The sequence below is a fragment of the Hydrogenophaga sp. genome (genome assembly GCF_031426985.1).
Lineage (GTDB): Bacteria > Pseudomonadota > Gammaproteobacteria > Burkholderiales > Burkholderiaceae_C > Hydrogenophaga.
Genome location: NZ_JASJOY010000224.1, coordinates 1 through 25999, shown reverse-complemented (window position 1 = coordinate 25999; position 25999 = coordinate 1). Strand labels below are relative to the sequence as shown.

21 protein-coding genes and 1 tRNA gene are annotated in these 25999 nt (G+C 69.1%); 12 read left to right on the top strand and 10 right to left on the bottom strand.

Features of this window, described 5'->3' with window-relative positions; translation table 11 throughout:
• Positions 1-306: tRNA-dihydrouridine synthase (locus tag RMP09_RS22685; protein WP_310568241.1), on the bottom strand; the 306-nt coding region annotated here is incomplete at its 3' end.
• 138 nt (positions 307-444) lie between these two features.
• Between RMP09_RS22685 and RMP09_RS22680 the strand changes: the two genes are divergently transcribed.
• The gene (locus RMP09_RS22680) at positions 445-927 is read left to right on the top strand and encodes a YqaA family protein (protein WP_310568240.1); all 483 of its coding nucleotides are present in this window, start codon (positions 445-447) and stop codon (positions 925-927) included.
• A gap of 38 nt (positions 928-965) precedes the next feature.
• Positions 966-2171: an MFS transporter gene (locus RMP09_RS22675; RefSeq protein ID WP_310568239.1), complete on the top strand. Its 1206-nt coding sequence runs from the start codon at positions 966-968 to the stop codon at positions 2169-2171.
• Positions 2172-2181: 10 nt separating this feature from the next.
• On the opposite strand, the gene RMP09_RS22670 is transcribed toward RMP09_RS22675, so the two are convergent.
• Positions 2182-2988: a helix-turn-helix domain-containing protein gene (locus tag RMP09_RS22670; protein WP_310568238.1), complete on the bottom strand. Its 807-nt coding sequence runs from the start codon at positions 2986-2988 to the stop codon at positions 2182-2184.
• Between the two features lie 144 nt (positions 2989-3132).
• Between RMP09_RS22670 and RMP09_RS22665 the strand changes: the two genes are divergently transcribed.
• Positions 3133-4815 carry a tannase/feruloyl esterase family alpha/beta hydrolase gene (locus RMP09_RS22665; protein WP_310568237.1) on the top strand — a complete coding sequence of 561 codons (1683 nt, stop codon included), beginning with the start codon at positions 3133-3135 and terminating at the stop codon, positions 4813-4815.
• A gap of 60 nt (positions 4816-4875) precedes the next feature.
• Here the strand turns inward: RMP09_RS22665 and RMP09_RS22660 are convergent, their stop codons facing one another.
• The 3 genes from RMP09_RS22660 to RMP09_RS22650 all read right to left on the bottom strand — a co-directional run bounded on the left by RMP09_RS22660 (position 4876) and on the right by RMP09_RS22650 (position 7878).
• The gene (locus RMP09_RS22660; protein ID WP_310568236.1) at positions 4876-5661 is read right to left on the bottom strand and encodes an RNA pseudouridine synthase; all 786 of its coding nucleotides are present in this window, start codon (positions 5659-5661) and stop codon (positions 4876-4878) included.
• A gap of 8 nt (positions 5662-5669) precedes the next feature.
• Positions 5670-6761 carry a redox-regulated ATPase YchF gene (gene ychF, locus RMP09_RS22655; protein WP_310568235.1) on the bottom strand — a complete coding sequence of 364 codons (1092 nt, stop codon included), beginning with the start codon at positions 6759-6761 and terminating at the stop codon, positions 5670-5672.
• Positions 6762-6984: 223 nt separating this feature from the next.
• A complete protein-coding gene (locus tag RMP09_RS22650; RefSeq protein ID WP_310568234.1) occupies positions 6985-7878 on the bottom strand; it encodes an MOSC domain-containing protein in 894 nt (297 codons plus the stop codon).
• A 60-nt stretch (positions 7879-7938) separates the two neighbouring features.
• Between RMP09_RS22650 and RMP09_RS22645 the strand changes: the two genes are divergently transcribed.
• The 4 genes from RMP09_RS22645 (at position 7939) to RMP09_RS22630 (ending at position 12361) form a co-directional block, all read left to right on the top strand.
• Entirely contained in the window at positions 7939-9123 is a 1185-nt protein-coding gene (locus tag RMP09_RS22645) for an FAD-dependent monooxygenase (protein WP_310568233.1), read from the top strand.
• Between the two features lie 41 nt (positions 9124-9164).
• Positions 9165-9878 carry a DsbC family protein gene (locus RMP09_RS22640; protein ID WP_310568232.1) on the top strand — a complete coding sequence of 238 codons (714 nt, stop codon included), beginning with the start codon at positions 9165-9167 and terminating at the stop codon, positions 9876-9878.
• 168 nt (positions 9879-10046) lie between these two features.
• Positions 10047-10532: a DUF3429 domain-containing protein gene (locus tag RMP09_RS22635; protein WP_310568231.1), complete on the top strand. Its 486-nt coding sequence runs from the start codon at positions 10047-10049 to the stop codon at positions 10530-10532.
• The gene (locus tag RMP09_RS22630; protein WP_409559774.1) at positions 10529-12361 is read left to right on the top strand and encodes a M61 family metallopeptidase; all 1833 of its coding nucleotides are present in this window, start codon (positions 10529-10531) and stop codon (positions 12359-12361) included. The genes RMP09_RS22635 and RMP09_RS22630 overlap by 4 nt, the downstream gene beginning before the upstream one ends.
• A 6-nt stretch (positions 12362-12367) precedes the next feature.
• Here RMP09_RS22630 and paaK read toward each other — a convergent pair whose 3' ends face one another.
• The 3 genes from paaK to RMP09_RS22615 all read right to left on the bottom strand — a co-directional run bounded on the left by paaK (position 12368) and on the right by RMP09_RS22615 (position 14990).
• Positions 12368-13663: a phenylacetate--CoA ligase PaaK gene (gene paaK / locus RMP09_RS22625; RefSeq protein ID WP_310568230.1), complete on the bottom strand. Its 1296-nt coding sequence runs from the start codon at positions 13661-13663 to the stop codon at positions 12368-12370.
• Positions 13660-14061: a hydroxyphenylacetyl-CoA thioesterase PaaI gene (gene paaI / locus RMP09_RS22620; RefSeq protein WP_310568229.1), complete on the bottom strand. Its 402-nt coding sequence runs from the start codon at positions 14059-14061 to the stop codon at positions 13660-13662. The genes paaK and paaI overlap by 4 nt, the downstream gene beginning before the upstream one ends.
• 122 nt (positions 14062-14183) lie before the next feature.
• Positions 14184-14990, bottom strand: a complete 807-nt coding sequence (locus RMP09_RS22615; RefSeq protein ID WP_310568228.1) for an enoyl-CoA hydratase-related protein — start codon at positions 14988-14990, stop codon at positions 14184-14186.
• A 175-nt stretch (positions 14991-15165) separates the two neighbouring features.
• Between RMP09_RS22615 and RMP09_RS22610 the strand changes: the two genes are divergently transcribed.
• Together RMP09_RS22610 and RMP09_RS22605 are read left to right on the top strand one after the other, a co-directional pair.
• Positions 15166-15954, top strand: a complete 789-nt coding sequence (locus RMP09_RS22610; protein WP_310568227.1) for an enoyl-CoA hydratase — start codon at positions 15166-15168, stop codon at positions 15952-15954.
• A 51-nt stretch (positions 15955-16005) separates the two neighbouring features.
• Positions 16006-16082, top strand: a tRNA-Met gene (locus RMP09_RS22605).
• A gap of 98 nt (positions 16083-16180) precedes the next feature.
• Here the strand turns inward: RMP09_RS22605 and RMP09_RS22600 are convergent.
• Together RMP09_RS22600 and RMP09_RS22595 are read right to left on the bottom strand one after the other, a co-directional pair.
• Positions 16181-16864 (bottom strand): response regulator transcription factor, encoded by a 684-nt coding sequence (locus RMP09_RS22600; protein WP_310568226.1) that lies wholly within the window; start codon positions 16862-16864, stop codon positions 16181-16183.
• A complete protein-coding gene (locus tag RMP09_RS22595) occupies positions 16855-18741 on the bottom strand; it encodes an ATP-binding protein (protein WP_310568225.1) in 1887 nt (628 codons plus the stop codon). The genes RMP09_RS22600 and RMP09_RS22595 overlap by 10 nt, the downstream gene beginning before the upstream one ends.
• Positions 18742-19041: 300 nt before the next feature.
• On the opposite strand from RMP09_RS22595, the gene RMP09_RS22590 reads away from it, so the two are divergent.
• The 3 genes from RMP09_RS22590 to RMP09_RS22580 form a co-directional block, all read left to right on the top strand.
• The gene (locus RMP09_RS22590; protein WP_310568224.1) at positions 19042-20568 is read left to right on the top strand and encodes a TolC family protein; all 1527 of its coding nucleotides are present in this window, start codon (positions 19042-19044) and stop codon (positions 20566-20568) included.
• Positions 20569-21390, top strand: a complete 822-nt coding sequence (locus tag RMP09_RS22585) for an efflux RND transporter periplasmic adaptor subunit (protein ID WP_310568223.1) — start codon at positions 20569-20571, stop codon at positions 21388-21390. It abuts the gene before it with no gap.
• A gap of 37 nt (positions 21391-21427) precedes the next feature.
• Positions 21428-25999: VCBS domain-containing protein (locus tag RMP09_RS22580; RefSeq protein ID WP_310568222.1), on the top strand; the 4572-nt coding region annotated here is incomplete at its 3' end.

Sequence of the window (25999 nt, the reverse complement as noted above, 5' to 3'; positions counted from 1 at the left end):
GGCCGGGCAGCCCATGTTGATGTCGATGATCTGCGCGCCGCGGTCGATGTTGTAGCGCGCGGCGTCGGCCATCATGGCCGCGTCGGTGCCCGCGATCTGCACCGCGATGGGCCCCGGCTCGCCCGAGTGGTCGGCGCGGCGCGAGGTCTTGAGGCTGTCCTGCAGGTCCGGCCGGCTGGTCACCATTTCGCTGACCGCGTAGCCCGCACCCAGCCGCTTGCACAGCTTGCGGAACGGCCGATCCGTCACCCCCGCCATGGGGGCGACAAACAGGGCGTTGGGCAGGGTGTACGGACCCAGTTGCATGACGCGGTCGAACTCGGTGTGGAGGGGAGGGAGTGGGAGGCCCCGTGCGGCGGCAAGACCTGAAACGGGGAGGGGCATTGTATCTGCCTGTTTTTTCAGCAGGCGATATGCTCAGACCTTCACCCCCACCGCCTGCCGATGCCCGACTGGATCACCCCACTGCTGCACACCCTCGCCCTGCCCGAGGTCGGTCTGGGCACACTCTTCGTCGTGGCCTTCCTCTCGGCCACCCTGTTGCCCCTGGGCTCCGAGCCCGCGCTGTTTGCCCTGATCAAGCTCAACCCCGATCTGTTCTGGCCCGCCATCCTCGTGGCCACCGCCGGCAACACCCTGGGCGGCATGTTCAGCTGGTTCATCGGCTACGGCGCCCACCGCGCGGTGGACCGGGCACGCCACCGCCCCACCGAGCTGCACGCCCTGCACTGGCTCGAACGTTTCGGCCCCAAGGCCTGCCTGCTGGCCTGGCTGCCCGTGGTGGGCGACCCCTTGTGCGCGGTGGCCGGCTGGCTGAAGTTCCCGCTCTGGCCCTGCGCGGTCTACATGGCCATCGGCAAGTTCGCTCGCTACCTCACCATGACCGGGGGTTTGCTGTGGGTGTTTCCGGGGGGACTGTCGCTCTGAGCTTCCGCACGGATACTCGGCCACCCCACGGACACCGCATGCCCGACCACCCAACCACCTCTTCCACTCTGCCGCGCAGCCTCTGGGCGCTGATGGTGGGCAACTTCGTCATCGGCACCGGCGTCATGGCGGTGCCCGGCACGCTCAACGACATCAGCCGCTCGCTGCAGGTGAGCATTCCGCAGGCCGGCCTGCTCATCACGGCGGCCGCCATCCTCATGGGCGTGGGCGCGCCACTGTTCGCCACCCTGGTGGCGGGCTGGGACCGGCGGCGCCTGCTCACCCTCTCGCTGCTCTGGTACGCGCTGTTCATGGGCATCAGCGCCTTCGCCCCCAGCTACGGCTGGCTGCTGCCGCTGCGCGTGCTGGCGGTCATTCCGCCCGCCATCTTCACGCCCCAGGCCGCGGCCTGCGTGGGCCTGCTGGTGCCCGCGGCGCAGCGAGGTCGGGCCATCACCTTCGTGTTCCTGGGCTGGTCGGTGGCCTCGGTGCTGGGCATGCCGCTGTCGGCCTGGATCGGCGGCCTGTTCGGCTGGCGCTGGGCCTTTGCGCTGGTGGCCGTGCTGGCCCTGGTCGTGGCGGGCTGGGTCTGGCGCGCCATGCCCGACGGCATCCGCCCCGCCGCACTGTCGCGCCAGGCCTGGGCGCAGACCCTGGGCTCACCGGCGCTCATGCTGGCGGTGGGGGTGACGCTGCTCTCGGCCTTCGGGCAGTTCACGCTGTTTGCGTATTTCGCGCCCTACCACCAGGAGGTGCTGGGCCTGGGCGCGGGCGCGCTGTCGCTGCTGTTCCTGTGGTTCGGCGCGTTCGGGCTCGCCGGCAATGTGCTGGTCTCGCGCCGCATCGACCGGCTGGGCCCGCCGCGCGCCGTGCTCATCACCCTGGGCGGCATGGCGCTGACCCTGCTGCTCTGGCCGCTGGGCGCCGGCCTGATCGGGCTGCAGGCGCTGGTGCTCATTCCGTGGGCGCTGGGCTGCTTCTCGGCCAACTCGGCCCAGCAGGCGCGGTTGGTGCACATGGCCCCGGCCCTGGCGCCGGCCACGGTCGCGCTCAACACCTCGGCCATCTACGGCGGGCAGGCCCTGGGCGCGGCGCTGGGCGGTGGCCTCATCGCGCAGGGGCTGATGCGCCAGCTGCACTGGTTCGGTCTGGTGCTGATGCTGGCGGCCATGGCGCTGAGCTGGCACGCCGCGCGGGTTCAGAAGCGTTCGCCGTCGCCCGCCGCAGGGCCGAACCCCGCCTGAGGCGGTCGCATCAGACCGACCCGCGGCAATCCACGAAAGCTTTGGGCGCGAGCATCTCGGTGGGCAACAGATCGAAGTAACGCCGGATCGCCCGCGAGGCGTGCGAGGCGTCGTAGAAGCCCCCGGCGCTGACCAGTTCCGACGCGTTGTGCGGCAGGCCGCTGTGGTGGGCATCGCATGCGCTCGCCGCCACCTGGTAGAGCCTCACCCACGACTGGTAGCTCGACAGGGTCATGCCCACCTGCTGCCGAAACAGCTTGCGCACATGTTCGGCCGACAAGCCCAGCGCACCGGCCAGGACCGCGGGGTCCGCACGCCCCTCGCCACGCAGGTGCAGGCGCTCCCGCAGGCCGGCCAGCCGCGGGTCCATGCGGGCCGCACCACCGGACAGGCCCGCCACATCGGCCAGCACCCCGGCCACCCAGCGCCCGGCCTGGGCCGCGGACACCTGGCCGCCGCACAGGTCTTGCAGGTCCATGCCGTGGCGTTGCATCAGGTCGGCATCGGGCCACGGCACCACGCTGGCCTGTGCGCGTTGCTGCAGGCCGGCACCCACATCGGACAAGGGGTCGACGTACAGAAAGGCCAGCGCACTGCGCCGGGCCATGCCACTCCAGGCACCACAGGCGTGCAACAGCACCGGGGCGCAGACCTGAGCGCCGTCGCGCAGGGTGAGCGTGGCGGGTCCCTGCGTCGGCCCGAACACCAGCGCCGGCGCCACGTTCTGGGACAGGTTGAACCGCAGATCGGGATCGGCGTAGAGCAGCCAGTCGCGGCCCAGATAGACCACCCCGGGAATCGCATGTCCGCCTTGCATCGGTGATTACCCCCGGTTCCCCGTGGCGTACAAGACGCCGCCCCACCCGCTTCCTAGCATGGGCCTCGCCCGTCGCACCGGGTCAGATGACGCGATCTGCCCGGCGGTGCGCGAGCGATCACCTCTTTGCAAGGAAGCACTTTGATGAAACACCCGTCCAGCATAAACCCCGCCCCGCCCCAAGGCATCCGCTCCCGGACCCTGACCGCCGCTCTGCTCGGCACCCTCGGGCTCGCCGCCTGCGGCGGCAACGGCACGCCGGCGCCGCCCGCCGCCCGGCCGCTGGCCCAGTCGTGTGCGGCGTATGTGCCCAGCCAGCTGCCGGTCAACGCGACGTTCGAGCGCACCGAGCTGCGGAACCGCCAGACCGTGACCGAAACCCACTACGGCACCGGGGAGGCCATCACCCTGCCCCGGGCCTGCATCGTGCGCGGCACCATCGTGTCCGGCCCGGGCTCCACCATCCACTGGGCCGTGGAACTGCCGGAAGGCACCGACTGGAACGGCAAGACCATGACGCTGGGCGGCGGGGGCTTTGACGGCTTCATGCCCACCGACGACCCCTGGCACGTGAAGTACGTGCAGAGCGACGCGGCGTTGCCGTTCGTGCGCATCAGCTCCGACTCGGGCCACCAGACGGAAGATTTCTCCTGGGGCACCGACCCCGCGGCCCTGCTGAACCACGCCCAGGAAGCCAACCACCTGGCCTTGCAGGTGGGCACGCACATCGCCACCCAGTTCTACGGCAAGGCGCCCACGCGGCGCTACATGGTGGGCCACTCCAACGGCGGGCGCTCGGGCCTGATCGCCGCCGACCGCTACCCTCACGATTACGACGGCGTGCTGGCCATGTCCCCGGCCATCAGCCAGCAGGCCCACCAGGTCAACATGGGCCCGTTCAACCGCTGGATCTACGGCCGCAACGCCGACGGCAGCCCGGACACCGGTGTGCCCACGCAGGCGAACTGGATCAGCCCCGGCAAGTCGGCCCTGTACGCCGCCGCCGAGATCGCCGCCTGCGACGGGCTGGACGGTCTGGCCGACGGCATCATCGGCAACGTCGAGGCCTGCACCTACGTGCCCACCGATCTGCAATGCGCGGACGATGTGGCCGGCGCGCAGGACGACCGCTGCCTGACCACGGGCCAGATCGAAGCCATCCGGCTGAACTACGCCGACAAGACCGTGCCCCTCACCCTGGCCAACGGCATGACCGGTTATGAGCGCTACGGTCGCGGCGGCGCGGCCACCGGCGACTGGCAGGTCTACGCCTTTGGCTTCGAGTACGACGGCGGTTTCCTGAGCAAGGGCTTCAGCTACATCGCACCGACCTCCGTGATCCAGGCTTTGACGGGCTCCGGGTCGGCCGATTCCATGAACCACGACCCGCTGGGCATGCCCACGCAGTGGCAGGCCCTGGCCAACACCATGGAGCCCTCCACCGACCTGGGCCGCTTCGGCCAGCGCGGCAAGCTGCTGGTCTGGTACGGCATGGCCGACACCTGCGTCTCGGTCTACCGCACCGCTGCCTACCTGGACCAGGTGCGACAGAACAGCGGCAGCACCACGTTTGATCGCTTCGCGCGTTTTGTCACGTCGCCGGGTGTGGGACACGACCTGACGGGCCCGGGCGCGGCCAGGGCCGACCTGATCACCGCCCTGGTGGACTGGGTGGAGCAAGGCATCGCCCCCGACCAGCTCGTGGCCACCGGCACGTCCGACGCCGGCACGTTCGAGCGGCCGCTGTGCCCCTTCCCCCGCTTTCCCAAGTACAAGGGCAGCGGCGACACCACCCAGGCCAGCAGCTTCAGCTGCGCGGTCAGCTGAAGCGGCAAGGGTGCGGGCCCCGGGCAGGCGCCTGGGGCCTGCCGTGCCTCTGCGGGTGCCTCAGAAGCGTTCGTAACCCAGCAGGTAACGCCACTGCCCCACCGGCAGCGCGGCCAGTGAGATGCGGCCCAGGCGCAGGCGGCGCAGGTCGGTGAGCTGCAGGCCCGCGCGTTCGCACAGGTGCGCCACCTGCCCCGGCCGGTTGCCCTTGATCGCCAGGCGCACGCGGTGTTCGCTCTGCCAGCTGGCCCGCGCCTTGGGCACGGCCCAGCCGTCAAAAAACAGCGCCTGACCGAGCGACTGCAACACCGCCTCGCGCCGGGCCTCGTCGTCCAGCGCGGGATCGGCCGCCACATCGGCCAGCCACTCGTGCTCCAGCTGGTGGGCGTCTTCGGTCATCTTGCGCGCCACGCCGGGGTTCTGCGTGAACACCATCAGGCCGCTGGACAGGTCGCCCAACGGCGCCACGGGCAGCAGCTTGTGCAGGTGCGCCTTGAGCGGGCGCACCCCCGAGCGGTCGGCCTTGAAGCGGTGGGCGGGCGCGAACCACTGGGCGGCCAGCGCATCCGGCAGGTGGGGCGCGGTCGGCGACAGGTCGGGCAGCGCATGGCCGGCCGGCTTGTGCCAGATCAGCGTCACCGAGGCCAGCGACTCCAGCTTGGCCTTGGGGTCCAGCGTGACCGCCTGCTCGTCGCGCACGCGCGCCATCGGCTCCTCCACCACCACACCGTCCACCCGGACAAAACCGCCGGCGATGTAGTTCTCGGCGTCGCTGCGCGAGCAGGGCAGCTGGGCGGCCAGGCGTTTGGCCAGGCGTTGCGGTTCGGGCCGGCCGGTGTCGGACATGGCGCGGGTCAGGACGAGAACAGGAAGTTCATCACGTCGCCATCCTTGACGACGTATTCCTTGCCTTCGGCGCGCATCTTGCCCGCGTCTTTGGCGCCCTGCTCGCCCTTGAACTGAATGAAGTCTTCGAACGCAATCGTCTGGGCGCGGATGTAGCCCTTCTCGAAGTCGGTGTGGATCACGCCGGCCGCCTGCGGGCCGGTGTCGCCCACGTGGATGGTCCAGGCGCGCACTTCCTTCACACCGGCGGTGAAGTAGGTCTGCAGGCCCAGCAGCTGGTAGGCGGCGCGGATCAGGCGGTTCAGGCCCGGTTCGTCCTGGCCCAGTTCCTGGAGGAATTCGAGCCGGTCGGCGTCGTCCATCTCGGAGAGTTCGGCCTCGATCTTGGCGCAGATGGCGACCACGGGGGCGTTCTGCTTGGCGGCAAAGGCCTTGAGGCGGTCGAGGAAGGGGTTGTTCTCGAAACCGTCTTCCGACACGTTGGCCACGAACATGGCGGGCTTGGCGGTGATCAGGAAGAACTGCTTGAGCTGGGCCGCTTCCTCCTTGCTGAAGTCGATGGTGCGCACCGGCTGCGTGTCGTTCAGCGCGGTCTGGCACTTCTCCAGGATGGCCAGCTGCTTGATCGCATCCTTGTCACCGGCGCGCGCCACTTTGCTGACGCGGTGGATGGCTTTTTCCACCGCGGCCAGGTCGGCCAGGCACAGCTCGGTCTGGATCACCTCGATGTCGGCGATCGGGTCGACCTTGTTGGCGACGTGGATCACGTTCGGGTCTTCGAAGCAGCGCACCACGTTGACGATGGCGTCGGTCTCGCGGATGTGGGCCAGGAACTTGTTGCCCAGGCCTTCACCGGTGCTGGCACCGGCCACCAGGCCAGCGATGTCCACGAACTCCACGATGGCCGGCACGATGCGCTCGGGCGTGATGATCTGGGCCAGCTGCTGCAGGCGCGGATCGGGCACCTCCACCACGCCGGTGTTGGGCTCGATGGTGCAGAACGGGTAGTTCTCGGCGGCGATGCCGGCCTTGGTCAGGGCGTTGAAAAGGGTGGACTTGCCCACATTGGGCAGGCCCACGATGCCGCATTGGAGGCTCATGGGGGGCTTTCGGATCGATCGGGGAAACCGGGGATTTTACGGGGCGGGCGGTCCGGCGCCGGGCCGACCCAAGCCGGACGGCACCCCCTCGGGGGGCAGCGACCCGCATCAGCGGCGGAGCGTGGGGGCCCGCCCCGTCCGGCGCCGGGCCGCCCCAAGCCGGACAGCGCCCCCTCGGGGGGCAGCGACCCGCATCAGCGGCGGAGCGTGGGGGCCACACGCGTCATCCGAAATTCCAGTCGGCGGTGACAGGCTGCCCCACCCGCAGCACCAGCCCGTCGCCCGCCAGCACGATGGCGTTCATGCCGAAGGTGATGGCGCCGTTCAGGCGCGGGTCTTGCCGGTAGGTCTGCAGCGCGTCGCCGACGGCCGGGGTGGACGTGGCGCTGGCCGGATCGATGTTGGGGATGGGGCAGCGCGCACAGGGCTTGACGTTCTCCAGCGCCGCCACGCCACCTTCGGTGTGCACGCGCCAGGCGCCAATGCGGTCTTCGTCGGCCGACTCGACCCCGCCCAGCACGATGTTGGGCCGAAAGCGCCGCATGTCCACCGGCGCCTCCCCCGCCTTGGCCAGCCGAGTATTCAGTTCGTCCAGCGACGCGGTGCTGGCCACCAGCACGCCAAAACCGTCGGCAAACTGGGTCACCGACTCGCGCCCGCCGGTCCATTTGGCGCTGCACAGGCGCTTGACCTCGGGGTCGAAGCGCACCAGACGCAGCTGTTTCAGATCGGCCGGCGCGTCTGGGCCCTGAAAGTCGCTGAACCACTGCGCCGCCAGGTCGCCCATGTCCCAGGCGTCCACCGCGTCGTCCCACACCCGCACGCGGCGCGGGAACTCGGCCGCTTCCAGCGACAGGTGCAGGGCCAGCATGCCCGGCGCCCGCAGCACCAGCTGCCCGAGCTTGAACGACGGCTGGACCAGCGCCATGCGCGGCAATTCGCGCTGGGTGACGAATGCTCCCTGGCTGTCCACCACCATCCAGGCGCGGTCCCAGGCCAGGCCGGTCGGCGTCAGCTCGGCTTCCTGCACCGACACGGCGGCGCAGGACTTGACCGGGTGGATCCACAGCTGGGCGATGGTGGCCTGCACATCGGCGTCGGGAACGGGGTGGCTCATGGGGCGGGGGTATGGTGGGAGGGCAACCAGGCGATTGTGCCCACCTCCTAAAATCCCCCCATGTCCTCCCACCCCTCCCAGACCGCCCACCGCCAGCGATTCGACGTGGTCGTGCGCGGCGCCGGCATCGTCGGCCAGACCCTGGCCCTGCTGCTGGCCCGCGACCGCCTGAAGGTGGCTCTGGTGAGCCCGCCCCGCCCGGCCGGCGCCGGCCCCGATGTGCGCGCCTACGCCCTCAACACCGCCGCGCGCGAACTGCTGCACTCGGTGCGCGCCTGGCCCGAAGGCCCGTCGGCCACCCCGCAGGCGGCCGACACCGCGCCCGCCGTCACCCCCGTGACCGGCATGGCGGTGCACGGCGACGGCTCCGGCGCGCTGCACTTCTCGGCCGCCGAACAGGGCACCGAGGCGCTGAGCTGGATCGTGGACGTGCCGGCGCTGGAACAGCGCCTGGCCCATGCGGTGCATTTCCAGGCCGGCATCACCTGCCTGGACGAGGCGCCCACCCATGCGCCGCTGACGGTGATCTGCGAAGGCCGGCGCAGCGCCACCCGGGCGGAACTGGGCATCGACTACGAAGTGCGCCCCTACCCGCACAAGGCCGTGGCCGCGCGCCTGCGCTGCGCCCAGCCGCACGGTGGCGTGGCGCGGCAGTGGTTCCACCACGGCGAAATCCTGGCTTTGCTGCCGCTGGAGGGCGCGCAGGGGAACTCTGTGGCCCTGGTGTGGTCTGTCCCGGCTGAGCAAGCCGATGCGTGGACCGCATCCGAACCCCAGGCACTGGTGCAGGCCGTGCAGGAGCGTTGCGGGCAGGCCCTGGGCGACATGGCGCTGGAAAGCCCTGCACAGGCCTGGCCGCTGGAACTCTCGCGTGCGCAGCGCTGGATCGCCCGCAGCGCCAGTGGCGGCGGCGTGGTGCTGGCCGGTGACGCCGCCCACGCCATGCACCCGCTGGCCGGACAGGGTCTGAACGTCGGCCTGGCCGACGCCGCCGAACTGGCCCGGGTGCTGCACGCGCGCGAGTTCTGGCGCGAGCTGGGCGACCCGCGGCTGCTGCGCCGCTACGAACGGGCGCGGCAGGCCGACGTGAGCGCCATGGGCTGGTTGACCGACGGGCTGTTCGGCCTGTTCAACCAGACCGACAGCCGTGTGCAGGCGCTGCGCAACTGGGGCCTGAGCGGTGTGGACCGCCTCGGCCCGCTCAAACACTGGCTGGCCCGCCAGGCCATGGGGCACGCGGGCTGAGTCCGCATTTTGTTTTTCCTTCACGCCCTCGGGCCGCATCCATGAAAACGATCCGCACCACCCTCCTGGCCCTGCTGGCCGCCCTGTCCCTGGGGGCCGCGGCGCAGGAAGCCGCCATCCGCAAGAACCTGGCCGAGCGCCTGCCCAACCTGCCCAAGATCGACGAGGTCAGCAAGACCCCCATGCCCGGTCTGTACGAGGTGCGCATCAACCACAGCGACATCTTCTACACCGACGAAAAAGGCGACTTCCTGATCCAGGGCTCGCTGATCGACACCAAGGCCCGTGCCGACCTGACCGAGCAGCGCGTGGAAAAACTCACCGGCGTGGCCTTCAAGGACCTGCCGTTCAAGGACAGCTTCACCATCGTGCGCGGCAATGGCAAGCGCAAGATGGCCGTGTTCGAGGACCCGAACTGCGGCTACTGCAAGAAGTTCGAACGCGACCTGATCAAGGTGGACAACGTGACGGTGCACGTGTTCCTCTACCCCATCCTCAGCGCCGACTCGGGCGAGAAGTCGCGCAACATCTGGTGCGCCAAGGACAAGGGCAAGACCTTCCTGGACTGGATGGTCCGGGACGTGACCCCACCCGCAGCCAGCTGCGACACCGCGGCCGTCGCGCGCAACTTCGAGTACGGCAAAAAGATCCGCATCACCGGCACGCCGGCCATGATCTTTGCCGACGGCACGCGCGTGCCCGGCGCCATCGGCGCCGACCGTGTTGAAAAATTCCTGACCGAAGCCAAACCATAAGAAGGTGTGAACGAATCCTGCAAACCCGCTCGTGGCGCGCAGGCCGTGCCACTCTTCGTTGCAAATGCGCGCCATAGCCCAAGCTATGGCTGTGCTTTGCGCCTTGATTGGCGCGCCCTGCACACCCCGCTCGGGCTCGCCCGACGCATTCACACCGTCTGACCCCTCATGACCGCCACCGCCAGCGCCCCCCTGCACGACCCGAACGACACCGCTCTCATCCGCACCCTGGGCCACGCGGGGCTCATCCCCTTCGTGCTGCTGGCCGCCCTGCTCTGGCTGGTCAAGGTTGATCTGCAGGCCTGGGTGGCCATCGCGCTGGCGGCCTACGCGGCGCTGATCGCGTCCTTTCTGGGCGGCATCCACTGGGGCATTGGCTGGCTGGCCGGGCGCCACGCGGGCGGCGCCGCGGCGGCCCACCACGCGCAGCGCAACCACTTTCTCTGGGGCATCGTGCCCTCGCTGCTGGCCTGGCCCGGTCTGCTCATGCCGGCTTTTGCGGGCCTGGCCTGGCTGGGTTTCCTGCTGATCCTGTGTTACCTGGCCGACCGCACGCTCTACGCCCGCGCCGGCCTGCAGGCCTGGCTCACGCTGCGCTTCCGGCTCTCGGCCATCGCAGCGGTCAGCTGCTTCGTTGGCGCGGGGGCGCTGTGAGCACGCGCGCACCCAGCGCTGGCCGCCGCCGCGCCGCCAGCACCGACGTTCCGGGCGTGCTCTACCGCGTGGCGGTGCAGAGCACGCAGGCCCACCTGTTCGCCGTCACGCTGACCATCGCCCGGCCGGCGGCGCGCCAGCGCCTGGCCCTGCCGGTGTGGATTCCCGGCAGCTACCTGATCCGCGAATTCGCCCAGCACCTGCAGCACCTGCGCGCCACCCAGGGCGGTGAGCCGGTGCCGTTGCGCCAGCTCAGCAAAAACAGCTGGCAGGCCGACGCCGACCCGGCCCAGCCCCTGACCCTGCACTACGAGGTCTACGCGTTCGACGCGTCCGTGCGCACCGCCTTCCTCGACAGCACGCGCGGCTTCTTCAACGCCACCAGCCTGTGCCTGCGCGTGATCGGCCAGGAAGACCAGCCGCAGACGCTGGACATCGCCGCCGACGGCCTGCCCGCCGGCTGGCAGGTGGCCACCGGCCTGAGCGCGCTGGACGTGGACGCCGCCGGCGTGGGCCGCTACACCGCCGCGCACTACGACGAACTGGCCGACTGCCCGGTGGAACTGGGCACGTTCTGGAGCGGCGCCTTCGAAGCCTGCGGCGTGCCGCACCGCTTCGTGGTCAGCGGCGCCGGCGGCTGGGTCGACTTCGACCGCCTGCTGGCCGACACGCAACGCATCTGCGAAACACAGATCCGCTTCTGGCACGGCGACCAGAAGCCGCCGTTCGAGCGCTACGTCTTCATGCTGAACGCCAGCGGCGACGGTTACGGCGGCCTGGAACACCGCAACAGCACCGCCCTGATCGCGCAGCGCAGCGACCTGCCCAAAACCCTCGTCAAGGACGAAAAACCCGCAGCCCTGAAAGCCACCGACGGCTACACCACCCTGCTGGGCCTGATCAGCCACGAGTACTTCCACACCTGGAACGTCAAGCGCCTGCGGCCGGCCGAGTTCGCGCGCTACGACTACGACACCGAGAACCACACCGAACTGCTGTGGTTCTTCGAAGGCTTCACCAGCTACTACGACGACCTGTTCCTGCGCCGCGCCGGCCTGATCGACGACGCCACCTACCTGGCCCTGGTCACCAAGACCTACAACCAGGTGCAGCAGACGCCCGGCCAGCGGGTGCAGAGCGTGGCCCAGGCCAGCTACGACGCCTGGCTCAAGTACTACCGCGTGCAGGAAAACACGCCCAACGCCACGGTGAGCTACTACACCAAGGGTGCGCTGGTGGCGCTGTGCCTGGACCTCACGCTGCGCGCCGAGGGCCGCAGCACGCTGGACGATGTGATGCGCGAACTCTGGGCGCGCAGCGGCGGCGGCCCCATCAAGGAAGCCGACGTTGCCCGCGCGCTCAAGCGCCTGGGGGGGCGCGCTTTTGACCGCGAACTGCGCGACTGGGTGCACGGCACCGGCGATCTGCCGGTGCTGGATCTGCTGGCCCCGCAAGGCGCCAAGGTGCAGCAAGACAAGGCACCCCTGGCCCAGCAACTGGGCCTGCGCGTGGGCGAATCGGGCGGGCTCACGCTCAAAAACGTGCTGCGCGGTGGCGCCGCCGAAGCCGCCGGCATGGCCGCCGGGGACGAATGGCTGGGCGTGGAGTTCGCACCCGCCAGACGCGGGGCAGAGGCTGAAAGCTGGCGCGTGATGAAGCTCGACGACGTGGCCCAGCTGCGCGGCCAGCGCCCGCGGCTGACCGCCCTCGTCTCGCGCGACCGGCGCCTGCTGCGCTGCGTGCTCGACTGGCCGGTGGAAACCCAGGCGGTGCGGCTGACGGTGGGCGACGCCGGGCTGCTGGCGCGCTGGCTGGCGCCAGCGGCCTGACGCCCATCACCGGGGGCGGTTGTCCACCACCCGCTTGGCCTTGCCCTGGCTGCGCTCGACGCCACCTTCGGGCTTGAGCTGCACCTCGACCGAGCTGCCCACAAACACCTTGATCTCGTGCCGCAGCAGCTCGGCCGCGGCACGCGCCTCGATGCTCTCGGGCGACAGGCCGGGCCGCGTCTCCACCGCCACCGTGAGGCAGTCCATGTGGTTCTCGCGCGTGAGCACGCACTGGTAGTGCGCGGTCAGTTCCGGGCGCCGCAGGATCAGTTCTTCGATCTGCGTCGGGAACACGTTGACGCCGCGCACGATCATCATGTCGTCGCTGCGGCCGGTGATTTTTTCCATGCGGCGCATGGTGCGCGCCGTGCCCGGCAGCAGGCGCGTGAGGTCGCGCGTGCGGTAGCGGATGATGGGCAGCGCCTCCTTGGTCAGGCTGGTGAAGACCAGCTCGCCCATCTCGCCGTCGGCCACCGGCTCGCCCGTCTCGGGATCGATGATCTCGGGATAAAAGTGGTCTTCCCAGATGGTCGGGCCGTCCTTGGTTTCCACGCACTCGTTGGCCACGCCCGGGCCCATCACCTCCGACAGGCCGTAGATGTCGACCGCGTCGATGGCCATGCGCTGCTCGATCGCCAGCCGCATGTCGTTGGTCCAGGGTTCGGCGCCGAAGATGCCGATGCGCAGGCTGCTGTTCCGCGGGTCGATGCCCTGCCGCTGAAACTCGTCGGCAATCGCCAGCATGTAGCTGGGCGTGACCATGATGATGTCGGGCCGGAAGTCCTGCATCAGCTGCACCTGGCGCTCGGTCTGGCCGCCGCCGAAGGGCACCACCGTCAGGCCCAGCTTCTCGGCGCCGTAGTGCGCGCCCAGGCCGCCGGTGAACAGGCCGTAGCCGTAGCTCACATGCACCATGTCGCCCGGCCGCGCACCGCTGGCGCGGATGCTGCGCGCCACCACGGTGGACCAGGTGTCGATGTCTTTCAGCGTGTAGCCCACCACCGTGGGCTTGCCGGTGGTGCCGCTGCTGGCGTGGATGCGCGCGCACTTTTCACGTGGCACCGCGAACATGCCGAACGGGTAGCTGTCGCGCAGATCCTTCTTGGTGGTGAAGGGGAATTTCGCCAGGTCGGCCAGCGAGCGGCAGTCGTCCGGGTGCACACCGGCCTCGTCGAACTTGCGGCGGTAGACCGGCGAATTGGCGTAGGCATGGCGCAGCGTGGCCTGCAGGCGCTTGAGCTGCAGCGCGCGCAGCTCGTCGACGCTGGCCTTCTCGATCGGTTCGAGCGGAAAGTGGTTCATGCGCCCTCCTCTTCGGGAAACACCTGACCGGGAATCACCGCGCTCTTGCCGCGGAACATGGCCACCACCTCGCCCTTCTGGTTGCTGACCTTCATGTCGTAGATGCCGTGTCGGCCCTGCAGGGTCTGCTCCACGCCTTCGCAGGTGAGCACGTCGCCCGCGTGGGCCGGCTTGAGGAATTCGATGCTGCAGCCGGCCGCCACGGCGTTCTTGTTGTGGCTGTTGCAAGCGAAGGCGAAGGTGGAATCGGCCAGCGTGAAGATGAAGCCGCCGTGGCAGATCTGGTGGCCGTTGAGGTGCAGCGGCCGCACCGCCATGCGGATCACCGCCCGGCCGGGCTCGACGCTGAGCAGCTCCATGCCCATGGTGTCCTTGCTGGCGACGTCGACGGCGAACATGGTCTCGCCGACCTTGGCGGCGCGTGCAAAGGCCCCCACGCTCCCCGCTGCGCGTGGTTCGCTGCCCCCCGAGGGGGCTGATCCGCCTTGGGGCGGCCCGGCGTCGGATCGCTGCGTCATGCTCATTCCCCCTTGAACTGCGGCGCACGCTTCTGGCGGAACGCCATCACGCCTTCGATGTAGTCGTGCGTGCGGCCCAGCGCCGACTGCGTGTCGCGCTCGGCGTCGAGCTGCTCGTTGAGCGTGCGGGTGGACGCGTCGCGCAGCAGCGCGCGGGTGGCGACCAGGGCCTGGGTCGGCATCACGGCCAGTTTTTCGGCCATGGCCAGCGCGGCGGCCAGCGGGTCGTCCTGCACGTCCCAGATCATTCCCCACTCCTTGGCCTGCGCGGCGGGCAGCTTGTCGCCGGTCATGGCCAGCGCCATCGCGCGCGCCAAGCCCAGCCGCTCGACCAGGAACCAGCTGCCGCCCGCGTCAGGGATCAGGCCGATCTTGCTGAAGGCCTGGATGAAGCTGGCGCCGGGCGCGGCGATGGCGATGTCGCAGGTCATGGCCAGCGAAGCGCCCGCGCCCGCGGCCACGCCGTTGACGGCGGCAATCACCGGAAAACGCAGCGACTGGATGCGCCGCGCCGTCGGGTTGAAGGCCTGGTCGATCACCGGGCCGGGGTCGGCGCGTTTCACGAGGTCCGGCCCCGGCTCGAAGTCGAACTCGGCCAGATCGGCCCCGGCACAGAAACCGCGGCCGGCGCCGGTGATGACCAGCGCCCGGACCGCCGGGTCGGCCTCGGCGCGGTCCAGCGCGGCCCAGAGTTCGCGGTGCATCTGGCGCGTGAAGCTGTTGAGGGCGTCGGGTCGGTTGAGGGTGAGCAGGGCAACGGCACCGCGGGCTTCGTAGAGCACGGCGGCGCCCGGGGCGGGGGCGTTCATGGGTGTGTGTCTCCTGGCGCCACGCTCCGGCAGCGCTCTGTTCTGGGGTTTGATGGCCAATCTACCATTAACCGACCCATCGGTCGGTTAATGTTTTCCCTGGGGTGGCTGCGCTTCGCACCGCCCGCTATAGTTGACGTTTACGTCAATCATCCCCCACCACCCGAGGAACCCCATGAGCGAAGCCGCCTCCCCCGAACTGATCACCGTGCGCACCGAAGGCCGTGTGGGCATCGTCACCCTGAACCGCCCCAAGGCGCTCAACGCCCTGAACGACCAGCTGATGGACGAACTGGGCGCCGCCCTCAAGGCCTTCGATGCCGATGACGGTATCGGCTGCTCGATCGTGACCGGCAGCGAGAAGGCTTTTGCCGCCGGTGCCGACATCGGCGCCATGGCCAAGTACAGCTTTGCCGACGCCTACAAGGGCGACTACATCACCCGCAACTGGGAGACCATCCGCAGCATCCGCAAGCCCGTCATCGCGGCCGTCAGCGGCTTCGCGCTGGGCGGCGGCTGCGAGCTGGCCATGATGTGCGACTTCATCATCGCGGCCGACAACGCCAAGTTCGGCCAGCCCGAGATCAAGCTGGGCGTCATCCCCGGCGCCGGCGGCACGCAGCGCCTGCCGCGCGCGGTGGGCAAGGCCAAGGCCATGGACATGGCGCTGACCGGCCGCATGATGGACGCGACCGAGGCCGAACGCGCCGGCCTGGTCAGCCGCGTGGTGCCGCTGGACAAGCTGATGGACGAGGCCCTGGGCGCGGCGCTGCAGATCGCCCAGTTCTCGCAGCTGGCGGTGATGGCGGCCAAGGAATCGGTCAACCGCGCCTTTGAAAGCGGCCTGGCCGACGGCGTGATGTTCGAGCGCCGCCTGTTCCACGCGCTGTTCGCCACCGAAGATCAGAAGGAAGGCATGGACGCGTTTGTGAACAAGCGCGCCGCCGTCTTCAAACACGCTTGAACGAGGGGGGCTTGAAAGCCACCGCGTTTTAGGTCTATAATGCGCGGCTTCGGCGATATAGCTCAGTTGGTTAGAGCGCAGCATTCATAATGCTGATGTCGGTGGTTCAAGTCCACCTATCGCCACCAAATACGAAACCCCTGCCAGCGCAAGCTGCAGGGGTTTTTCTTTGGCCAGCCGCCCCGTCGGTGCGGCCAACGCCATGCCCCGAGGAGCCCGCCCGGCCTCAGCTCACCCGCAGCGGCACACAGAGCTTGTAGCCCTCTTTGCGCACGGCCCGGATGCACTCGACCCCGCCCAGGCAGGCGGCCATTTTTTTGCGCAACTGCGAAATGCGGTTCTGCAGGCTGTCGGGGCTGATGTCGGCCTCGCTGGCGCCGAAGTGCACCGCCACCTGCCAGCGTTCGAGCATGCCTTCGGGCGCGCAGGCCATGGCGGCCAGCATGCGCGCCTCCGAATCCGACAGCCGCACCGTGCCCGAACCACCATGGAGGGTGCGGGCCTGTGTATCGAGCAGCATCGGCGGCGCCAGGGCCGCGCCGCTGCGCTGCCCCAGCCGCGCCGCCAGCGAGCGCAGGGCGGCGATGAGCTCCAGCGGGTCCACCGGCTTGGGCAGGTAGATGTCGGCGCCCGCCCCGTAGCCCTGCACCCGGTCGTTCACGGCCGTGCGGGCCGTGGTCATGACGATGCCCACGCCCGGCTGCGCGGTGCGCAGGCGGCGCGCCAGGGCCAGACCGTCTTCACCGGGCAGGCACAGATCGAGCACATAGAGCTGGGGCCGCACCTGCAAAGGGGTGTCCTCCACCTCTTCGGCGCTGGCCACCCCCACGGCATCGAAACCATGGGCCTGCAGCACCGCCAGGGTGGCCTCGCGCAAACCGTCGTGGTCTTCGACCAGCATCACCCGCATACCGTCTCCCGATCCGCCGCCAAGGGCAGCCACAGCGCAAACGCAACGCCCGGCCCTTCGTCCACATAACGCAGCCGGCCGCCCAGGGTCTGCACCAGCCCGTTGACCAGGTACAGGCCCAGGCCGGAACCGGTCCAGCGCCGTGCCTGCGCATGGCGGTAGTACTTGGTGAACACCCGGTCCGGGTCGGGTCTGCCGGCCGGCCCGACGGTGTTGCGCACGGTCAGTTCCACGCCGCCACCGCTCGGGGCCTGCAGGTCCAGCCGCACGGCGCTGTCGGGCGGGCTGTATTTGGCGGCGTTGTCCACCAGGTTGCGCAGCACGGTTTCGAGCAACTGCGGGTCGCTGCACACCGGGGCGGCCGCGGGCACCGCCAGCGCCATGCGGGCGTGGGCGGGGTGGGCCTGCACCACGCGGGTGGCCAGCTCGGCCAGATCGCAGGGCTGGCTGGCCACGCGCAGGGCGCCGTCGTCCAGCTGCCCCACCTGCAGGCAGCGCTCGATGACACCGCTCATGTCGGCCACCGCCGCCTGTGCCGAGCGCAGCGCCTGCGGCGCCAGACCCAGCGTGCCCAGCAGCATGCGCACCGTGGCCAGGGGCGTCTTGAGCTCGTGGGCCAGCATGGCCAGCAGCTTCTCGCGGTCCTGGCGGAAAGCTTTTTCGCGCACCACCTCGCGCCGGTTGTAGCCCGCCTCGGCCGCCAGCAGTTCGCGCTGCTGCAGCAGGCCATAGACCCGGTAGGTGAGCATGGCCAGCATCAGCAGGCCGGACACCACGCCGTGCAGCATGATGATGTAGAGGCTGCTGCGCCCGCCACCGACCAGGCCCAGCCCGGGCAGCGCGGCCACCACCGTCAGCAGCAGCGACAGCCAGAAATAGGCCAGACCCAGGCGCCGCGCGGCCGGGGCATCGCCGACCGGCTGGCCGGCAATGCCGAGCGGGGAGGCCAGCGCCATCAGCAGGAACACCACCGGCCCCAGCAACACGAGCAGCATGTTCAGCCGCAGGGCCGGCACGGTGTGGCCCACGGCCTGCAGCACCAAGAGGCCAGGAAACAGCAACAGGCCACCGAGCGCCAGCCAGCGGCCCCAGCGGGGCATCTGCATCTCGCGCAGCAACAAGGCGTTGAAGGCGAAGCCGGCGCCGGTGGCGGTGATGGCCATGACACTGGTCAGCCGGTCGATCCAGAGCACGTCGGCACCCGGGGCGACGAACAGGTGCAGAAACCCCAGGCTGCAGGCGCCGTAGGCCAATGACGCGGCCTGCAGGGCGATGAAGCTGACGGCCAGCGCGTCGCGGCGCACCAGCAGCTGGGCCCCACCCCACACGAGCAGCGTGGTCAGGGCCGCCAGGTACAGGGCCCCCCAGACGGTGGAATGGGCGTCGGCCCGCCAGAGGTCGTGCTCGCGCAGCACCTCGAAATGGGCCAGGCGGGTGCTCTGCGAACGCAGGCGCACCCGGATCTCGCGCGGCTGCTCGCCCGGCGCCAGCGCGAGGTTGAACACGGTGGACGGTCGGGCCTGCGCGGCCAGCGGGTGGCGGTCCCCCACGGGGCCGATCGGCGCGCCGCCCGCCAGGGGATCGAACACCACGATGTCGTCCAGATAGCCCGGCCGGATGCGCAGCAGCAGCGCCTCGCCCGCGCGATCGCGGGTCAGGCCAGGGTCCACCCTCAACCGCACCCAGACGGTTTCGTGGCCGTAGCCCGCGCTGAGCACCTCGCCCATGGGCTGCTCGGCCGCCGGGTCGGCGGGAAGGTCATCGGCCGCCAGGGCCCAGGACCTGGCCACCACGTGGTCCACCGGGCCGGCGGGCCAGAACAGGCCGGCGGCCGCCAGCAGCGCGACGCCGAGCGCCCAGGCCGTGACGACCCACACAGACCGCCATCGAAAGCCTCTCTGTTTTGCCATTTTTAGTTTTTTTTATATTTTTTTTATTTCTATCAATAATATCCAGACATCACACCTGCGTCGTGATGGCTCGACCCTGTGTGCTTATCGGCCGGAGCCGAACCGACTTGAGAGCGCACCGCGGCACCGGCGCCGCCGGGCAGCGTGCACAAACACACGCTGCCAGCGAAACCGGTCCGTTTGGGGGGTGATCGCCCCCCAATTCGGCCTCATGCGCTGGTGCGATCTGCCGATGATCTCGACAACCCCAACCGCCCATTCATGACCATGACCACCGCCCAACGCCCCCGCCTCACCCTCGTTTCGGCCAGCCTGCTGGCGGCCGCCGTCCTCAGTCTGACGGCCTGCGCGAGCATCACCCCCGCCCCCCTGTCCGAAACCGACATTGCGCAAACCAATGCCGCCGACAGCGCCGCCATGCGGCGGGATGTCGAGCCCATCAAGGGCCCCCTGACGATGGATGAGGCCATGGCCAGGGCCCTCAAGTACAACCTGGACCGCCGGGCCCGCCTGCTCGAAGAGGCCATGGCCCTGCGCCAGCTGGACGTGAACCAGTTCGACCTGCTGCCCAAGCTGATGGCACAGGCCGGCTACAACAACCGCAGCGTGGAGCGGGCCACGTTCAGCTCCCCCTTCAGTCCCACCTTCGGCCCCACCAGCACGGGCTCGTCGTTCTCCGCCGCCCCCGACCACACCAACCTCGACCTGGGCGTGACCTGGAGCCTGCTGGACTACGGCGTCGGTCGCTACAACGCCCGCCAGCAGGCCGACCGGGTGCTGATCGCCTCGGAAAAGCGGCGCAAGGCCATGCACCTGCTGATGCAGGATGTGCGCACCGCCTACTGGCGCGCCGCCAGCGCCCAGAAGCTGCGTGACGACGTGGCACGCACCATCGTGCTGGCCGAAGAGGCCCTGACCGATTCGCGCAAGGTGGAAACCGAGCGCGTGCGCAACCCGCTGGAAGCGCTGCGCTTCCAGCGCCAGCTGCTCGAAAACCTGCGCCTGCTCGAAGCCATCAACCAGGAACTGCTGTCGGCCCAGCTCGACCTGGCCAGCCTGATCAACGCGCCGCTGGGCCAGCCGATTGCCATCGCCGAAACCGAACTGCCCGCCAGCTCGGACCACGTGGTGAAACTGCCGGTGCAGAAGCTCGAAGAGGTCGCCCTGCGCAACAACGCCGAGCTGCGCGAGGCCCACTACAACGCCCGCATCGCCCGCGACGAAACGCACAAGGTGATGGCGCGCATGTTCCCGAACCTGTCGTTCAACTACAGCCTGAACTACGACTCGGACAAGTTCCTGGTGGACCGCAACTGGCAGGAAGCGGGACTGCAGCTGTCGTTCAACTTCATGAACCTGCTCACCGGCCCGGCCCAGAAAAAGCTCGCCGAGGCGGGTGTGGCCCTGGCCGACCAGCGCCGCATGTCCACGCAGCTGGCGGTGCTGACCCAGGTGCACCTGGTGCGCCTGCAGCTGATCAACGCCCGCAGCCAGTTCAAACGCTCGGAAGAGATGTACGCCACCGACCAGCGCATCACCGAGCTTGGCCGCCTGCGCGAAAACGCACAGGCGGGCAGCAAGCTCGAACGCGTGAGCAACGACACCGCCACCATCCTCAGCCTGCTGCGCCGCTACCAGGCCATGGCCCAGGTCCAGGTGGCCGAAAGCCGCTTGCTGGCCCAGCTGGGCATCGAGCCGCGCATCGGCAGCACCGATGAGCTGAGCCTGAACGACCTGAGCACGCAGGTCAAAGGCCAGAACAACCCCTGGCAAAGCCTGAGCGAGAGCAAATAAGTGAACACGCCGCACCCCTTCCGTCCAGGTCTGCTGTCGTTGCTCATGGGGCTGGCCTGCGCCAGCGCCGCCACGGCCCAGACGGCCGTGGCCCCCAAAGCGCCCGTCCCAGTCAATGCCCCCGCCGACGTGGCCAGCCGCGGTGCGGGTGCCGAGCGCGAGATCCGCGCCCAGCTGACGCCGCGCCGCTACACCACGGTGGCGGCCGAAATCGGCGCCAAGATCAGCCGCCTGCCCGTCAGCGAAGGCGCCGCCTTCCGGGCGGGCCAGTTGCTGGTCAGCTTCGACTGCACCCTGCAGCAGGCCCAGCTGGCCAAGGCCAAGGCCGAGCTGGATGGCGCCGAACAATCGCTCAAGACCAACGAACGCCTGGTGGAGCTGAACGCGGGCGGCCGGCTGGAACTGGAGCTGGCCCGCTCGTCACGCAGCAAGGCCCGCGCCGAAGTGGGGGCGAACCAGGCCGTGCTGGGCAAGTGCAGCGTCAGCGCCCCGTTCGCCGGCCGTGTGGCCGAACAGAAGGTGCGCGAGCAGCAGTACGTGCAACCCGGCCAGGCGCTGCTGGACATCATCGACGACAGTGTGCTGGAACTGGAGTTTCTGGTGCCCTCGCGCTGGCTGGCCTGGCTCAAGGCCGGGGGGCAGCTGCAGGTCCAGATCGACGAAACACAGAAGACCTACCCCGCGCGTTTCACGCGCATCGGTGCGCGCGTGGACCCGGTCAGCCAGTCCATCAAGGTGGCCGCGGCCATCGACGGCCGATTCCCGGAACTGATCGCCGGCATGAGCGGGCGCGTGATCGTCCCCGCCGCAACAAAAAACTGAGACTTCCATGAAGAAAACCGTCCACGACAAAGCTCCCTTGACCCTCTCTGCCGTGACGCAGGCCTCCCGTCTGGTGCGGCGCAAGGCCGCTCCCATCGCGCTGGAGCAGCGCTTCATGTTCGACGGTGCGGCCGTCGTGGACGCCACCGCCGTGCTGGCATCCGGCGACCACGAGATCGCCACACAGGACACGACGGCACCCGATGTGGCGCCCCTGGCGGACGCTTCGATCAACGCCGGCACCCCCGTCGCCGTGGCAAGCACCACGGGCGAAGAGGCCTTGTTCGCGCTGGCCGCGGGCGACGCCGACGCCGGGAACAGCAAGCTGGAGCAGGGGCTGGCAGCGGCACAACAGACGCTGCTGAGCTGGGCCGGCAGCGCCGAAGCGGTGGCGGACGTGACGGGCGTGTTTGCCCCGCAGGACAGCAGCACGGGCACGGCAGACAGCCGGACATTGCAGGCACTGCAGGACATCCGATCCGGCGAAGCCACGGTGTCGGTCGAACTGCGCGAGCACAACGAGCTCCTGGGCGCCTTCGGCGCTTTCGCCTCGTCGGGCCCCGCCGGGGCCCCGGTCATCTACCTGAACCGTGACTGGGTGGAAAGCCAGCAGACCTCGGTCGAAGCCATCCAGACAGTGGTGCTGGAGGAATATGGCCACTACCTGGACAACCTGCTGAACGAAGGAAAAGACAGCCTCGGCGATGAAGGCGAGACGTTTGCCCATCTCGTGCTGCAGCAGCAGCTCTCGGCCGATGACTTCAGCCGCATGGCCGTGGAGAACGACCATGTCGTGATCGAGATGGACGGCCAGCCGGTCGAGCTGGAGCTGGCATCGCTGCTGTTCTCCAGGATGGCGTATTTCGCCGAGAACGCGGCCGCCCTGGGCACCGCCACCGCCGACCTGGAAGGCAACTACCTGCAGTTGATGGGCCTGGTTGGCGCCGACGTGGGTGCGGTCAAGTACCTCTACACCTCCGACCCAGCCTCTGACCCGATCTTCTCGGGCAACAACGTGGTCGGCACGCTCTACGCCATCAATTCAAGCAACGCGGTGGTGACCAGCTTCCGGGGCGAAATCAGCCGCTTGGTCAAAACCGGCTCGCGGGTCGAGGGCCTGCAGTTCTACCAGTACGACGACGGAGAGACGACCGCCGACGGCACCCCTCACACAACCATCGTGATCGACCTCGGCGTCAGCGGTGCCACCACATTGTTCGCCACCGACTCCGTGGTGCGCACCAGCAGCGACCCGGTGGACGATGCGCTCAATGCCCTGCTCGGAGGCACCCAGACCGCCATCGACGCCAGCAACGACACCGACACAGCCCTTGAAAGCGGCGGTGTCAACAACACCACGGTCCCGGTCGACGCGCAGGCGAACGGCAACCTGCTGACCAACGACAGCGGCGGCACAGCCAACTACTCGGCCAGCGGCGGCACCCTGGTCAGCAGCAGCGCCGGCGACCTGAGCGTGACCAGGGTCAGCAGCACGCTCAGCGGTCAGTCGGACCAACCGGCTACCGGCTCGTCGACCTCGACCAGCTACGACGCCAGCAGCAACGACTACGCCACCGTGGTCGGGCGCTACGGCAGCCTGATCGTCGGCGCCGACGGCCAGTACGTCTACACCGTCAACAACGACCACCCGGATGTGCAGGCTCTGCGCACGACCAGCGACACGCTGACCGAGACCTTCAGCTACGAGATCGTCAGCTCCAACGGCGGCGTCGATGTCGCCAGCCTGAACATCTCCATCGGCGGCCACAACGACAACCCGGACGCCAACGACGACACCGACTACGCCAAGGAATCCCTGCTGACCGACGGTACCCAGTACACCGGCAGCGATCCGGTGGGCATCCAGGCCACGGGCAACGTGCTCACCAACGACAGCGACATCGACCAGTACGGCGAAACCCACGTGATCACCGGCCTGGGGGCCACGGCACAAGGCAACAGTCCCTCCGACTCCATCCTCCAGCTCTCGTCGGTGTCCCCCTCCATCTCCGCCGGCGACTACGTCTTCCTGGACAACGCCGGCAGCCGGGGCACGGTGCTGCTGGACGAGAACGGCGTCGCCATCACCGTGGTGTCCAACGGCACCAGCGTGCAGCTCTCGGGTCAGATCTCCAACGCCACCCTCACCGGCACGGAAACCCTGGGCTTCAGCGGCAGCCTGACCACCGGAAACTACAAAACCGCGACGATCACCGGTATTTCCGCCGTTCCGACCGACCTCGTGGACATCAGCGGCACCAGCGCCACCAGCGGCACTATCGCCATCGGCATGAGCGTCAGCGGTGCTGGCCTGACGGCAGGCACCACGGTGACGGACATCACCTACGCCGTCGACGGCACCGTCACCCAGATCCGCCTGAGCCAAACTGCGGTGATCGCCAACAGCCCCCTGACCTTCTCGGCGGCCATCGGCACTACCCTCACCGGCCGCTACGGCACGCTGGCACTCTCGGCCAACGGCGACTACATCTACACCCCAACCGACCCCGACGGCCTGCTGGCCAACGGCGCCGACGGTGTCGACACCTTCCGCTACACGATGCAGGATCTGGCCGGTGCACAAAGCCAGGCCACCCTGACCATCCTGGTTTCGGGCTCCGGTGACCTCGATCCGACGGTCAGCGGCACCTCCACCAGCGCCACCGAACACGGCGGCACGGCAAACGGCGAACAGGTGCCCGACGCCCAGGGCACGATGGACCTGGGTGCGGAGCCCACGGCCAACACCAGCGGGAGCAACTTTGTTTCCCGCGTGATCTCCCCGGCCGATGGCAGTGCATCGACCCTCGCGTCGGTCACCGATGTCATCTATGACGGCGTCACCTACCACGCCCAGATCACGGGGCGCTACGGTGCGCTCTACGTCAAGAGCGACGGCAGCTACCGCTACGTCGTCGACAACAGCCTGCCGGCCGTCGAGACGCTCAAGGACGGCCAGACCTTGACCGAGGTGTTCGGCTACGCGGTGGAGAACACCGTCACCACCGGCATCGACTGGGCCGATCTCAGCATCACCATCAACGGCAACTACGACGCGCCGGTGGCCACCGACGACGTGGGACAGGCCACCGAAGCCGCGCTTGGCACGGGCAACGTCCTGACCAACGACACGGACGTGGATGCCAGCGACACCAAGACCGTCACCCAGGCCGGCAGCACGGAGGCTGGCCTGGCCGCCCTCTCGTCGGGCAGTGCGGACATCACCGGCTCGTACGGCACGCTCACGATCAACGCAGACGGCAGCTACACGTATGCGGTCGACACGGCCGACAGCACCGTGCGCGGGCTCAAGGCGGGCGAACGCCTGACCGAGGACTTCTTCTACCGCGTCACCGATGGCGGGACACTGTCCGACACGGCCAAGCTGACCGTCGAGGTGATCGGCGCCAATGAGGCGCCCGTCAACAGCACCCCCAGCGGCCTGTCCACCGACTATGGCACCGCCCTGAGCATCGGCGCCCTGGATGTCACCGACGTCGACGGCAACCTCTCCAGCGTGACCCTGACTGCCACCAACGGCACACTGAACCTTCAAAGCTACAGCGGCCCGGCCACTGTGACCGTGGTCGACGGGGCCATCACCATCGAGGGCTCGCAGACCGACATCAGGGCCGCCCTGGACACCCTGCGCTTCACCCCTGAAGCGGGATTCAGCGGAACGGCATCGGTCACCATCACCGCCTACGACAACCAGAACGCACTGGACCGAGACAGCTTCAACATCACCGTGCGCCAGCAACCCGTGGTCAGCGGCGACACCTACAACGAAGCCTCGCCCCGTGCCGTGTTCACCGTGACCGTCACGGCCGGGCAAGCCCTGGTGCTCGACGTGCGCGACGTTGCCGCCAGCGGCAACAACGCCACCGGCACGGTCGACGGTTCGGCCCTGACCAACCAACCGATCTGGACCTCGCTCGACGGCGGTGCCACCTGGCAGTCCTACACCGCAGGCGCCACCATAACCGCCACCGGCAGCACCGTCCTCGTGGCGGTGGACATCACGGCCGAGAGCGACTCGCCCTACGAAGGCATGGAACAGCTGCAACTGGTGGTGAACGACGGCACCGCGACCTCGGCCGCCGGCCACGCGGGCATCATCGACAACGGCACCGGCCTCATCACCGGCGCCATCGACACCAGCACCACCAACGACGCTGGCGCCAACAATGCATCGGCCGTCAAGGACGACGACCGCGCCCTGAGCGTGAGCGACATCACCGTCAACGAGGGCTCGCCCTACGCGGTCTTCACCGTCAGCGGCGCTGCCGGTCAGCTCGCATCCCTGAGCCTGGCCGATGGCACCGCCACCGGCCTCTCCGGCCTGCAGGTCTACGACGGCTCGGCCTGGGTCGCCTACACCAGCGGCACCATCGCCCTGGACAGCACCGGCACGCTGCTGGTGCGCACCGCCCTCTCGCCCGAGCAGGAAGCGGCCATCGACAACGGCGAGACTTTCACGCTGACGGCCACCAACACTGCTGGCACCAACGATGTGGGCACCGCCACCGTCAAGGACGACGGCACCGGCGCCATCTTCAAGAACGATGGCACCCAGGACAACACCGCCACCAAGGACGACGACCGCGCC